The following is a 12957-nucleotide window of genomic DNA, read 5'->3' as shown; positions in this document are numbered from 1 at the left end:
GAGGGGAGCGGTTCCGATGGCCTGCGTCAAAGGCAGCCGAGCGTCACGAGCAGATCGTGGCGGCAGCGATCCGCGTGCTCAGTGACGTCGGCGTGCCGAGGTCGACCCTGCGCGCAGTCGCGGCGGAGGCGGGCATCCCGCCCGGCACCGTGCACTACGGTCATCGTCACTGTGCCGGCGCCAATGGCGCGGTCCATCGCCTACCTACCACCGCTGTCGCCCGAACGGGCCCGGCTCGCGGACGACACCTACATGGGACGGTCTACAAAGCCATTGCGGTGTACAACCACCCGTTCTGGAGAGAGCGCAAGGGAGGCGAGCTCATCGTCCTCGACGACCCGGGCAGCGGCGTGTCCGAAACCAGCCCGCCGGACAGTCCGGGGCATCTGTGTGCGCTCATCGGCGGACCTGCGGCTCGTCAGCTCGATCGGCTCAGCGCCGATGAGCGTCGGAGGGCCGTGCTGGAGGCCTGCGCGTGACGCAGGAGGTCACTCAGGTGCTGACCTGGAAAACGGGCTAGACGTCGCTTTTTTCGGATGGGTGGAAGCGGACTTGAGGGTTGCCGGGCCGCAGTACGCTCGTGCCGTGGCAGAGACTTCGTACGCGAAGTGCGGCGACCTGAGCCTGGCGTTTCAGGTGTTCGGCGACGGGCCGGTGGAGCTCGTCTTCGTCGGGCCTATGGTCTTCCACGTGGAGTTGTTCTGGGCCATGCCCCAGTTCAAGGCCTTTTTCGACCAGCTCTCCACATTCTGTCGCGTTGTGATGTTCGACAAGGCTGGAACCGGGATGTCGGACCCGATTCCGAAAGTCCGCTTGCTTGAAGAGCGGGCGGCCGAGATCGAGGCGGTCGTGGACGCTGTCGGCTTCGCAAAGCCAGTCGTATTCGGTATGAGCGAGGGCGGCCCACAGGCCATCGTGTTTGCGGCAACACGACCGGACCGCACGCGGGCGCTGATCGTCTACGGCTCGTTCGCCTCCCTGTCGAGCGCCGGATGGGACGACTTTGATCGCGACCCGGCTGAGCTGAGGGCACACATCTTGACTGAGCTTGGTGAAAGCTACACACCCTCGACGAAGCAGATCGCCCTCTTCCAGCAGATGGGCCGCGTCGCGCGTTCGGAATGGGGCAGCGGCGCAACAGCGAAAGCCATGTACCCGTCGGTGCGTTCGACGCGCCAGCTGGCCATGGTCGAGCGCATGTGTGCGAGTCCTGGGATGCTGCGAGCCGCAATGGAATCGAACCTCAGGATCGACGTACGGCCGATCCTGCCGGCACTCACCGCACCGACCCTGGTCGTCCACGCACGTGAGGACACCGCTCCGGTGCAGAACGGCCGCTACCTTGCTGACCACATTCGTGGCGCGCGCTACCTCGAAGTCGAGGGCGCAGATCACGCACCCTGGTTCACCGAGCCTGACAAGATCCTGACCGTTGTCGAGGAGTTCCTCACTGGTAGCCATGCCGCACCGCGGCAGTCCCAACGCGCCCTGCGCACCGTGCTGTTCACCGATATCGTCGCCTCGACCGAACACGTCGCGGCCACCGGCGACGAGCGGTGGCGCGCGGTGTTGCACCGTTTTGGTGAGATCGCCGCCGACCTCGCGCAAAGGTTCGGCGGCACGGTGGTCAAAAGCACGGGCGACGGCTACCTCGTCACGTTCGAGGGACCGACACAGGCCATCCGCTGTGCCGAGTCCCTGCGCACTGATGCGGAGACACTGGGCATCGAAATCCGCGCCGGGATTCACACCGGTGAATGCGAACTCCTCGGCGCCGATATCGGGGGTATCGCAGTCCACATCGCAGCGAGGATCTGCGGCCAGGCTCGTGCCGGGGACGTCCTGGTTTCCCGGACTGTGCGTGATTTGGTCGTGGGTTCGGGCACAGGATTCGAGGACCGTGGCGACGTCGAGTTGCGCGGGGTGCCCGGCACCTGGCAGCTTTTGGCGGTCGATCGCCACGGCGCGCGGGCGGGTTCGGCCGAGGCGGAGCTGGCATCAATGCCGACTCCCGACCGTCAGGCCGCGATGCGACGATCGGACCGCGCCGTGGAGGTGATTGCCAGTCGCACGCCGTGGATCCTGCGCGGGATCGCCAGACTCACTCCCGTCGCCAACCGGAGATCGGCAGAGATGCCCTGAGCTGCATTCTGGGTATCGGATTTGATGGTTGGTGAATGGGTGTTGGCGTGCCGCAGAGTAATTCAGGTCTGACAGGTCGGGCACCAGTACGTCACCCGCTCGCCGCCTTTGTCGGTCTCGATCAGCGTCCCGCACCGGCGGCAGGGCTCGCCCGCGCGGCCGTACACCCACAGTTGCCGTCCGTTCCGGGTGTCACCGGTGGTGGTGCGGTTCCAGCGGGAACGATTGAGCCACAGCATGTCCCGTGCTCGCTGCACGACACGCAAGGGATCAGTCAGTGAGCTGATTGGTGACGTCGGCAGCCGGCCGAAGACGAAACACAGTTCGTTGCAATAGACATTGCCGACACCGGCCATCACCCGCTGATCCAGCAGGGCCTGCGCCAGCGGGCGATCCGGATCGGCAGTCAGGTTGGCTGCCGCGGTGCGCGGCTCCCAGTCGGGGCCGAGTAGGTCCGGTCCGAGGTGCTCGACCGTCGCCATGTCGGCGTGTCGGTCCAGAACTTCCAGGACGCCGAGGTCGATCCCGGTGGCCCGGCTGTCGGCTGTCTCCAGCACGGCACGGATGCGATGCACCGCGACTTTGGACCAGCCGATACGCCAACTGCCCTCCATCTTGAGATGAGAGTGAATGCTGGCCGGCCCCACCCGGATGAACAAGTGCTTGCCACGACTGAGCACCTCGTCGACCACCTGGCCGGTCAGATCGACCGTCGCGTAGCGGGGAACCCTGATGTCGCAGCGGGTCAAGGTCTTTCCCGCCAGCGCGTCACGCAGCGCTGTGGCGGTGTGGAAGACGGTGTCGCCTTCGGGCATGCCCTATTCAACCAGCCGCAGAGAGTGCTCCCACAGTCGTTCCGCGTTGGACGGGTCCAGGGCATATGGCGCGACACCGGATATGCCGAACTCATCGCGACGTTCGACGACTCTCGCTTCGTTGCAATCGTCGAAGTACCGTCCGCTGACGCCTTCCAGCAGGGGCGAAGCCGCCAGCAGCACCGAGGTAGCGGCCCCCTGCTCGACGGTCTTGAGCCGGCTGCCCGCCTCCTCGAATCGTTGGGCCGCCTCCGCTCCGTAGGCGGGGTCAAGATGGCGCTGCAATGCTGTGAGGATGCCTCCCGGCATCAGAGCGTTCGCGGTGATGCCGTCGTCGGCCCAGCGGCGGGCAGCCTCGACGGCGAAGAGCACGTTGGCGGTCTTGGACTGGCCGTACGCCCCGAACGGGTCATAGTCGCGGAACGCATAGTCGATGTCGTCGAATACGACGGGGGAACGCAGGTGCCCGGACGAGCTGACCGAGACCACGCGGGCACCCCCGGCCGCGGAGAGGGCGCGGTGCAGGCCGGTGGCGAGGGCGAAGTGGCCGAGATGATTGGTCGCGAACTGTAGTTCGTGGCCGGTGGAAGACAACGTCAGGTCCTGCACGGCCATGACCCCCGCGTTGTTGACCAGGATGTGCAGCGGCCCGGACCAGGCGCGCGCGAACGACCTCACGCTGCCGAGATCGGTCAGGTCGAGGCCGCCGACCCGGATTTCGTTGTTTCCGGTCGACGCCCGCAGTTCGGCGGCGGCGCGGTCGCCGGCAGCGGTGTCACGGACGGCCAACGTCACGGCCGCTCCGGCTGCTGCGAGGGCTCGTGCCGTTTCGATTCCGATGCCCGAGGCGGCGCCGGTGACGACGGCAGAGCGCCCGGACAGGTCGACTCCGGCGATCACATCAGATGCTGTCGATGCGAAGCCGAACGGCGTGGTGATGGGAGCGGTCATGCGTGTGAAGAACAACGCATGCCCAGGCACTGTTCCCGGTTTACCGAAGCCGTAGACCGCGCGGGGTGCGGGAGAACCCGGCGCCGGTCAGCGCGTCTTGCACCGCGGCACGTTCCGCATCGACCCCGGGGTCGAGGACGGCGACCCCGTTGATCCGCTCGACCAGTAGCGAGGGCATGCGGCCCGAACTGACCAGATCGGCCAGGGCGGCTGCGGCGGCGCGTTGGGTTTCGGCATCGGAGGTGAAGCTCAGCAGGGTCCGGCCGCCGCGTTCCAGGAACCACACCAACTGCCCATCGACCAGCGCGACCAGTGCTCCGGCTTTGCGGCCCGGGCGGTGAGTGTCGTCACCGCCGCGTTCGGGCCAAGCCAGGGCCGCTCCGTAGGGGTTGGCCGGATCGGTCGCCGCGAGAACGACCGCGTGATATTCGGGCCGCTGAGGGTCGACGCCGTCGAGATACGAGCGCAACCGGTCCACGGTCGACGCGGCCGCGAATTGTGCGCCGCCGAGCGATTCCACGAAGTAGCCCCGTTGGCAGCGGCCGGCATCCTCGAATGCGCTCAACACCTTGTACAACGTGGCGAACCCGCCCGGCACACCCTCGGCCGCGGCCGCCCCTTTGGTCAGCACCCCGTGCCGGTTGAGCAGCAGCTCGGCCTGGAAATGGGCGCGTACGGTCGAAACCGGTTCTGCGGCAGGCAATGCCGACCAGCGACCGGACACCATCGGATCGGCCGCGCGGCTGTGGGGGCGTGCCACGCTGTAACGGCTCAGCCGCGGTGGGCGTTGACGCTGCCGGTGCGCGGGTGTCCCGGACCGCCGCGGACCCGACAACATCGCCCGCACCGGGGCGAAGGTGTCCCCGGTGACCCAACCGGCCCAGATAAGTTCCCACAGAGCGGCTTTCAACTCGGACTCGGTACCGTCGGCGGCGAGCTGGCGGAAGAAGTACGCGCCGCCGTGGCCGAGCGTCTCCATGATCGCCCGGTGGGTGTCGGTGAACTCGATCTCGGTGGGCGCGGGCAGCGTCAGCGGTGCGGTGTCGGCCAGATGGAACGCGACCCACCCGTCGCTGCCGCCGATCTGCCCGGCGCCCGACCACATGACCTCGCCCGAGGCCAGGAGCTCATCGAGCATGGCCGGCTGATAGTCGCGAACTCGCTGCCCGAAGACCAGGGACTCGACCGCCGATGCGGGGAGCGGGACCCCGGCCAGCTGCTCGATCACGGCGGCCAGCCCGTCGATTCCCGTGCTGTGGGCCGAGCCGACGTGCTGCCAGGACGGCAGGAACCGGCCATAGGCCGCGGTGCTGACGGGTTCGACCTGTGCCCGCAGTGCCGCCAGGGAACGACGCCGCAGGATCCGCAGCACCTCGGCGTCGCACCACTGATCGCCTGGCAGGTCGTCAACGAACTCGCCGCGCACCAGCCGGCCGTCGACGGCCATGCGCCCCAAGACATCTGCGGTCACCCGCAGGCCCAGGCCGAACCGGGCGGCGACCTCGGTGGTGGTGAACGGCCCGTGGGTGCGGGCGTAGCGGCCGATCAGGTCCCCGAGCGGATCGTCGACGGACTCGGTGAACGCCGCCGGTACGCCGACGGGCACCGGCGCCCCGACCCCGTCGCGCAGCAAGCCGATGTCTTCCACTGCCGCCCACCAGGTCTGGCCCGCGTAGGTCACCGGTAGCGCCCGTTTGGCGGCGTGCAGCCCGTCGAGCCAGCCGCCGACCGCATCGGTGGTGGCGCGGGCGGCGATCTCGGCCTCGGTCAGCGGGCCCAGCATCCGCAGTAGATCGGCCACGGCTTCGGCGTCACGTGCCGCGCGCTCCTCGGTGAGGTGCTGCAGCTGGGCTGACGTCGAGGCGACGACCGCAGGGTCCAGTAGTTCGCGCAGCTCCACCCGGCCGAGCAGTTCGGACAGCAGCACGGTGTCCAGCGCGAGTGCGGCGGCGCGCCGCTCGGCCAGCGGGCTGTCGCCCTCGTACATGAAGGCGCCGACGTAGCCGAACAGCAGTGAGGCCGCGAACGGTGAGGGGGTGGCGGTTTCGACCTCGACCACGCGCAACCGGCGCTGCGCCACGCGCCGCATCAGCTCGGTGAGCGCGGGTACGTCGTATACGTCCTGCAGGCATTCGCGCACCGTTTCCAGCACGATCGGGAAGTCCGGATACTTGCGGGCGATGTCGAGCAGTTGCGCGGCGCGTTGCCGTTGATGCCACAACGGGGAACGCTTGCCCGGGTGCCTGCGCGGCAGTAGCAAGGCTCGGGCGGCGCATTCCCGGAACCGGGAGGCGAACAACGCCGAGCCACCCACTTCGGCGGTGACGACGGGTTCCACCTCGTCGGCGTCGAACACGAAAAGATCCGCACCCGGCGGTGTTTCGCCGCTGTCGGGGAGTCGCACGATGATGCCGTCGTCGGAGGCGGTGGGCTTCTCGTCGATGCCGTAGCGCTCGCGCAGCCGTCGCCCCACCGCCAGGGCCAGCGGGCCGTGGACCCGCAAGCCGTACGGGGAGTGCAGGATCACTCGCCAGTCGCCCAGCTCGTCCCGGAAACGCTCGACCACGAAGGTGCTGTCGCTGGGAACCACGCCGGTGGCTTCCCGCTGATCGCGCAACAGCTGATAGAGGTTGTCGGTGGCGAAGCCGGCGAAACCCATCGACTGGCAGCGCTCGTCGAATTCGGTGCGGCCGAGCGCCGCGAGTTCACCGGTGAACGCGCCGACCGCCGCACCCAGCTCGGCGGGCCGGCCTACGCTGTCGCCACGCCAGAACGGCAGCCTGGCGGGCTGACCCGGTGCCGGGATGACCAGTACGCGGTCATGGGTGATCTCAGTGATCCGCCAGCTGGTGGCGCCCAGGGAGATGACGTCGCCGGGGCGTGACTCATACACCATCTCCTCGTCGAGTTCGCCTACCCGCGAGGGCTTTTCGGAATCGGTGGCCAGGTAAACGGTGAACAGCCCCCGGTCGGGGATGGCGCCACCGGACGTGACGGCCAGGCGCTGGGCACCTGGGCGGCCGGTGAGCGTGCCGTGGTCGCGGTCATACACCAGCCGTGGCCGCAGCTCGGCGAATTCGGTGGACGGATACTTCCCGGACAACAGGTCGAGGGTCGCTTCGAAGGCACTGCGCGGCAACGTGGCGAACGGGGCGCTGCGCCGGACGGCGTCGAACCACGCGTCGGCATCGACGGGCTCCAGCGCCGCGACCGCCACCGTGTGCTGGGCCAGCACGTCGAGCGGATTGGCCGGAACGTGCATGGTCTCGATGTCGCCGGTGCGCATGCGCTGCACCGTGACCGCGCAACCGATCAGGTCGGTGCGATGTTTGGGGAACAGCACACCCTGGGAGATCTCGCCGACTTGATGCCCGGCCCGCCCGATGCGTTGCAGCCCACTGGCCACCGACGGCGGCGACTCGACCTGGATCACCAGGTCGACCGCACCCATGTCGATGCCCAGCTCCAAGCTGGAGGTGGCGACGACGGCGCGCAGTCGGCCGCTCTTGAGGTCGTCTTCGACCTGTGCCCGCTGCTCCTTGCTGACCGAGCCGTGGTGGGCGCGGGCCAGTAGCGTCGGCGCACCGTTGGCTTGGCCGCTGGCCATGAGTTGGGCCGGGGCGCCGCCACCCACTTGGGGGTTGTGGTCGAGGGTGAGCTCGATTCCGGCGCGTTCGGCGTGGATCTCGTTGAGCCGCGAGGTCAGCCGCTCGGCCAGCCGCCGGGAATTGGCGAACACGATCGAGGACTGATGCGCCTCGATCAGGTCCACGATGCGTTCCTCGACGTCGGGCCAGATGCTGTTGTTGTCGAGGTTGGCCATGTCCGGTACCGGGACTTGGACGGAGAGGTCGAACGTCTTGGCGGCAGGCGGGGCGACGATGGTGGTGGGTGCCTGCCCGGACAGGAACCGGGCCACCTCCTCGGGAGGGCGCACCGTCGCCGACAACCCGATGCGCTGGGCCGGTTTGTCGAGCAGCTGATCGAGGCGTTCGAGTGAGAGGGCCAGGTGCGCACCGCGTTTGGTGGCGGCGACGGCGTGTACCTCGTCGACGATCACGGTCCGCACGGATGCCAGCGTCTCGCGAGCGGCCGAGGTGAGCATCAAAAACAGCGACTCGGGCGTGGTGATCAGGATGTCGGGCGGCTTGCTCAGCATCGCCCGCCGCTGGCTGGGCGTGGTATCCCCGGACCGGACGCCGACGCTGATCGAAGGGGCCGGCACCCCGTGCCGCTCGGCAACGCGGGTGATCCCGGTCAGCGGGGTGCGCAGGTTGCGCTCCACGTCGACGGCCAGCGCTTTGAGCGGGGACACGTAGAGCACCGTCGTGCCCGAGCGCGGTTCGGCCGATCGTGCCAGCTCATCGATGGCCCACAGGAACGCGGCCAGGGTCTTGCCGGACCCGGTTGGGGCGATGACCAGGGTGTTGTGCCCTTCAGCGATCGCGTCCCAAGCCTGCGCCTGGGCAGCCGTGGGGGCGGGGAAGGCAGCGTTGAACCACTCCCGGGTCAGGGCACTGAACCGGGCCAGCGAATCGACCGGCGTGGTGGCCACTCAGCCATACTGCCGCGCACCACCGACAAACGGGCGTCAGCGCTGGTCAGCAGCGGCCGCGCCGACCAGTTCGGCGGGCAGTCCGGGCACCCGGCCGATGGCGTCGAGCAGGGCGTGCGCGCAGGTGTCGGCGACGAAGCCGGCGTCGATCGACGGGTCCTTGAGGCGCTGTCGGCACATCTCGAAGGTCAAGGCCAGCCAGCCGTACACGGTGGCCCGCAGGTCGCGCTCCACCTTGGCGTCCAGGGGTTCGGAGACCGCGTCGGCGATGCGGCCCATGATCCGGTCGGCCTGGCGGTCGTTGTCGATGTCATCGACGCCGCGCAGTACCGGATCGGTGCGGCCCAGGCCCATATAGGCCGCCCAGGCGCCGTGCGGGTGTTCCTCGTCGTAACGGAGGTAGGCCAGCACTCCGGCGCGCAACTGGCCGAACAGGCTCTGGCCGGGCTCGGGCGGCGTGCTGGTGGCCTCGAACAAGCGCTCGCCCTCAGCCTGCACCACGGCGGCGAAGAAGGCCCGTTTGTCGGGGAAGTAGTGGTACATCAGGGCCCGCGACACCCCGGCGCGCTCGGCGATCTCGTCGATGCGGACCTCGTCGTAGGGGCGTTGGCCGAATACCTCGGCTCCCAGCGCCAGCAGCTCGTTGCGTCTGTCGGCGGGGGACAGCCGGCGTCTGGATTCGGCACCCACACCTGCAGCCTAACGCCAGCGCAGTTCAGCACCGGGGAAGCGGATCGCAGGCGTTACTTGACACATGTACAACAAGGACGGAATCCTGGTGGCATGACCACGGCGGGTGCCCGGACCCCACCCCACGAAGGGACCAAGTATCCGAAACTGCCCCATCCGCCGCGGCGGGTGCCGTTGCTCGGCGACGTGTTCGGGATGCAGCCCGACTCGTCGATGCAGAACGCGATGGGCATGGCCGAGCTCGGGCCGGTCTGCGAGTTCCGGTTCCTGGGAGCCCGGTACGTGGTCGCCTCGGGCGCCGACGCGGTCGCCGACCTCAACGACGAAGCCCGGTTCTGCAAGCATGTCGGCCCCGACATCGACGCGCTGCGGATCGTCGGCGGTGACGGGCTGTTCACGGCCTACAACGACGAACCGAACTGGCACAAGGCCCACACGTTGCTGTTGCCGGCATTCAGCCAGGCCGCGATGCGCCGCTACCACGGGGTGATGTTCGACGTCGCCGACGAGCTGACCGACCGTTGGGACCGGCGGGCTGAGCTGGGCGCCACGGTCGATGTCTCGGCCGACACGACCAGGGTGACCTTGGAGACGATCGGGCGGTGCGCGGCCGGGTACTCGTTCCGGTGCTTCCAGGACGAGACGATGCACCCGTTCGTCGCGCGCATGGTGTCCGCGCTGCTGGGTGCCGATCGCCTCGGGGTGCTGCGCGAAACGTTCCTTCCCGCGTTCGTCTACCGGCGTTACGAGCGCCGGATCCGCGGCGACGCGCAGTATCTGCACGATCTGGCCGACGACATCGTCGCCGGCCGGCGAGCAGGACCGCCGGGCCATCACGACGATCTGCTGCAGATCATGTTGGAATCCGACCTCGATGCCGCCAATATCCGTTATCAGCTGATCAACTTTCTGATCGCCGGTCACGAAACCACCTCAGGTGCATTGTCGTTCGCGCTGTACTTTCTGTCGCAACACCCCGAGGTGCTGGCGCGGGCCCGCGACGAGGTCGAGCAGGTGTGGGGCGACGAACAGCGGCCCGAGTTCGAGAAGATCGCCAAACTGCGGTACGTCCGCCGGGTTCTCGACGAATCGCTGCGGCTGCAGCCGACGGTGCCGGCCTACTATCGGGCAGCACGCCAGGACACCGTGCTCGCCGGAATCCACCCGATGCGCAAGGGAGACTGGGCGCTGGCGCTGACTTCCACGTTGCACCGCGACCCGCGCTGGGGCCCCGAACCGGACGCCTTCGATCCCGACCGATTTGCCCCGGAACAGATGCGCACTAGGCCAGGTGGTCTGTACAAGCCGTTCGGAACGGGCGAAAGATCTTGCATCGGGCGGCAATTCGCGCTTCACGAGGCGGTTCTGATGCTCGGGGTGCTGATCCGGCGCTATGACATGGTCGCCGAGCCGGAATACTCACTGCGAGTCCAGGAGCGCCTGACCATGATGCCGTCGGAATTCCGGCTCGAGCTGCACCGAAGGTAGTCGTTCGTATAGGCATGAAACGCCCCGATTCGGGGTACCGTCATCGTGGATTACACCCGCAACGTCGGCAGGTCCGCGTATGGAATGGTTCATCGCAGACGAATATTGGTTGGCCAGACAGGTGTTGCAGCGGGGGACCGCCGCGATCTATCTGGTCGCGTTCGTCGTGGCGGCCCGCCAGTTCCGCGGGCTGCTCGGCGAGCGGGGGCTGCTCCCGATACCTCGCTTCCTGGCCGCCAACTCGTTCCGACGCGCCCCGAGTCTGTTCCAGTTCCACTATTCGGACCGCTTTTTCGCCGCAGTGTGTATCGCCGGCGCTCTGATCTCCGCTGCACTGATGGCCGGATTCGGCGACCTGGTGCCACTGTGGGCCGCCATGTTGACCTGGTTGCTGGTCTGGGTGCTGTACCTGTCGATCGTCAACGTCGGCCAGACGTGGTACTCCTTCGGCTGGGAGTCGCTACTGCTCGAAGCCGGGTTCCTGGTGACGTTCCTGGGTAACGACGACGTCGGCCCGCCGCTACTGGTGCTGTGGCTGGCCCGCTGGCTGGTGTTCCGCGTGGAGTTCGGCGCCGGGTTGATCAAGCTGCGTGGCGATCCGTGCTGGCGCAAACTGACCTGCCTGTACTACCACCACGAAACCCAGCCCATGCCCGGGCCCCTGAGTTGGTTCTTCCATCATCTTCCCAAGCCTCTGCACCGAATCGAGGTGGCCGGCAACCACTTCGCCCAAATCGTCGTGCCCTTCCTGCTGTTCGCCCCGCAGCCGGTCGCGAGTTGGGCGGCGATCGTCGTCATCGTCACGCAACTGTGGCTGGTGGCGTCGGGCAACTTCGCGTGGCTCAACTGGATCACCATCGTGCTGGGGTTCAGCGCGCTCTCGGATTCGACCGCTGCGGCACTGATCCCCATACCGCACCGCGAGTTCGGCCAGGCCCCGGCGTGGTTCACCGTCGTGGTGATCGGGTTCGCGATCGCGGTGGCCTGCTTGAGTTTCTGGCCGGCCCGCAACCTCTTCTCCAAGCGCCAGCGGATGAACGCGTCCTACAACCGTTATCACCTGGTCAATTCGTACGGGGCCTTCGGAACCGTCGGCCGCACCCGCGATGAGGTGGTGTTGGAGGGCACCTCGGATGCGCACCTGGGTGATCACACGGTCTGGAAGGAATACGAATTCAAGGGCAAGCCGGGCGATGTCCATCGCCGGCCGCGCCAGTTCGCGCCCTACCACCTACGGCTCGACTGGTTGATGTGGTTCGCCGCGATTTCGCCCGCGTACGCTCAGGGCTGGCTGCGAAAGCTACTGATCAGGCTCCTGGAAAACGACCGGGATACGTTGAAGCTGTTGCGGCACAATCCGTTCCCCGATGAACCGCCGCGCTATGTTCGCGCCATGCTGTACCGCTACGAGTTCAGCACCTGGACCGAGCTGCGTCGAGATCACATTTGGTGGCGCCGCATTGCACTTGGCGTGTACGTCCCGCCGCAAACCCTGCCGTCCGGGCGCTCATCTGCCGGCGCGCAATGACCGCTGGTAGCGGCGCATCCCCGCGATCCATCGGCCGTAGTCGGAGCCCTTGTGACGGTACATGTCGAGCACCTGCGGGTGGGGGAGTACCAGGAACTGGTCCGCCCTGACCGCGTCGACGGTCGCGGCCGCGACATCGGAGGCACTGATCACCTCGCCGGACTGCACGATCGACGCCGCACCCGCAGCGGCATCCGGATTCGCCGACGTGCGCACCGCATCGAGCAGCGGGGTGTCCACCCCCAACGGGCAGACGCAGCTGACCCCGACACCGTCGTCTCCGTAGGTGATGGCCAGCCATTCGGCGAATCCGACCGCCGCGTGCTTGGTGACGGCGTATCCGGCCGCGCCGATCTGGGAGAGCAGGCCCGCCGCCGACGCGACCGACACGAAATACCCTGTACCGCGCGATTGCCATTGCGGGACAAGCAGTTGGGCCGCACGGATGTGAGACCGCAGATTGACATCCAGGATGGAGTCCCACTCCTGATCGGTGCCGAGACCCGGTGCGCCGATGATCCCGGCGTTGGCGACGTAGATGTCGACCGGGCCGAACTCGGTGGTGGTCAGCGCCTCGATGTCGGCCGTGACACCGGCGTCCGCCCGGATTCCCAGCGCCTGCCCGCCGGTGGAACGGATCGCCGCGGCGGTCTGCTCGGCTGCCTCACCGTTGAGGTCGGCGGCCACCACGCGGGCCCCTTCCGCGGCGAACGATTCGGCCAGTGCCCGGCCGATGCCTGATCCGGCGCCGGTGACGACCGCGACCGAGTTCTCAATCTGCATGCCTC

8 protein-coding genes and 1 pseudogene are annotated in these 12957 nt (G+C 67.8%); 4 read left to right on the top strand and 5 right to left on the bottom strand.

The window, feature by feature from the left end:
- Nucleotides 1-53 precede the first annotated feature (53 nt).
- Both K6L26_RS32080 and K6L26_RS23690 read left to right on the top strand, forming a co-directional pair.
- A pseudogene (locus tag K6L26_RS32080) lies at nucleotides 54-158 on the top strand (TetR family transcriptional regulator); the annotation flags it as partial.
- Between the two features lie 427 nt (nucleotides 159-585).
- Nucleotides 586-2142 carry an adenylate/guanylate cyclase domain-containing protein gene (locus K6L26_RS23690; protein ID WP_221851663.1) on the top strand — a complete coding sequence of 519 codons (1557 nt, stop codon included), beginning with the start codon at nucleotides 586-588 and terminating at the stop codon, nucleotides 2140-2142.
- A gap of 62 nt (nucleotides 2143-2204) precedes the next feature.
- Here the strand turns inward: K6L26_RS23690 and nei2 are convergent, their stop codons facing one another.
- The 4 genes from nei2 to K6L26_RS23670 are packed head-to-tail and all read right to left on the bottom strand — an operon-like array spanning nucleotide 2205 to nucleotide 9153.
- Nucleotides 2205-2957, bottom strand: a complete 753-nt coding sequence (nei2, locus tag K6L26_RS23685) for an endonuclease VIII Nei2 (protein ID WP_221851662.1) — start codon at nucleotides 2955-2957, stop codon at nucleotides 2205-2207.
- A gap of 3 nt (nucleotides 2958-2960) precedes the next feature.
- Entirely contained in the window at nucleotides 2961-3908 is a 948-nt protein-coding gene (locus tag K6L26_RS23680; protein ID WP_221851660.1) for an SDR family NAD(P)-dependent oxidoreductase, read from the bottom strand.
- A gap of 40 nt (nucleotides 3909-3948) precedes the next feature.
- Nucleotides 3949-8463, bottom strand: a complete 4515-nt coding sequence (locus K6L26_RS23675; RefSeq protein WP_221851658.1) for an ATP-dependent helicase — start codon at nucleotides 8461-8463, stop codon at nucleotides 3949-3951.
- 36 nt (nucleotides 8464-8499) lie between these two features.
- Nucleotides 8500-9153: a TetR/AcrR family transcriptional regulator gene (locus K6L26_RS23670; RefSeq protein ID WP_036388805.1), complete on the bottom strand. Its 654-nt coding sequence runs from the start codon at nucleotides 9151-9153 to the stop codon at nucleotides 8500-8502.
- Between the two features lie 93 nt (nucleotides 9154-9246).
- On the opposite strand from K6L26_RS23670, the gene K6L26_RS23665 reads away from it, so the two are divergent.
- Both K6L26_RS23665 and K6L26_RS23660 read left to right on the top strand, forming a co-directional pair.
- Complete coding sequence (locus K6L26_RS23665; protein WP_036388804.1) at nucleotides 9247-10641, top strand: cytochrome P450; 1395 nt, start codon at nucleotides 9247-9249, stop codon at nucleotides 10639-10641.
- Between the two features lie 79 nt (nucleotides 10642-10720).
- Complete coding sequence (locus K6L26_RS23660; RefSeq protein ID WP_221851656.1) at nucleotides 10721-12169, top strand: lipase maturation factor family protein; 1449 nt, start codon at nucleotides 10721-10723, stop codon at nucleotides 12167-12169.
- Here the strand turns inward: K6L26_RS23660 and K6L26_RS23655 are convergent.
- The gene (locus K6L26_RS23655) at nucleotides 12149-12952 is read right to left on the bottom strand and encodes an SDR family NAD(P)-dependent oxidoreductase (protein ID WP_064895400.1); all 804 of its coding nucleotides are present in this window, start codon (nucleotides 12950-12952) and stop codon (nucleotides 12149-12151) included. The genes K6L26_RS23660 and K6L26_RS23655 overlap by 21 nt on opposite strands.
- Nucleotides 12953-12957 lie beyond the last annotated feature (5 nt).

The organism is Mycobacterium farcinogenes, from assembly GCF_019739075.1.
GTDB classification, from domain to species: Bacteria; Actinomycetota; Actinomycetes; order Mycobacteriales; family Mycobacteriaceae; genus Mycobacterium; species Mycobacterium senegalense.
Note: the sequence above shows the minus strand (reverse complement) of the source record. Positions and strands in the feature narration are given on the sequence as shown.

What these genes read in the sequence shown, in the direction of transcription:
- K6L26_RS23655 (WP_064895400.1), bottom strand. Translation starts at nt 12,952, where the DNA reads ATGCAGATTGAGAACTCGGTCGCGGTCGTCACCGGCGCCGGATCAGGC.
- K6L26_RS23660 (WP_221851656.1), top strand. Translation starts at nt 10,721, where the DNA reads ATGGAATGGTTCATCGCAGACGAATATTGGTTGGCCAGACAGGTGTTG.
- K6L26_RS23680 (WP_221851660.1), bottom strand. Translation starts at nt 3,908, where the DNA reads ATGACCGCTCCCATCACCACGCCGTTCGGCTTCGCATCGACAGCATCT.
- K6L26_RS23665 (WP_036388804.1), top strand. Translation starts at nt 9,247, where the DNA reads ATGACCACGGCGGGTGCCCGGACCCCACCCCACGAAGGGACCAAGTAT.
- nei2 (WP_221851662.1), bottom strand. Translation starts at nt 2,957, where the DNA reads ATGCCCGAAGGCGACACCGTCTTCCACACCGCCACAGCGCTGCGTGAC.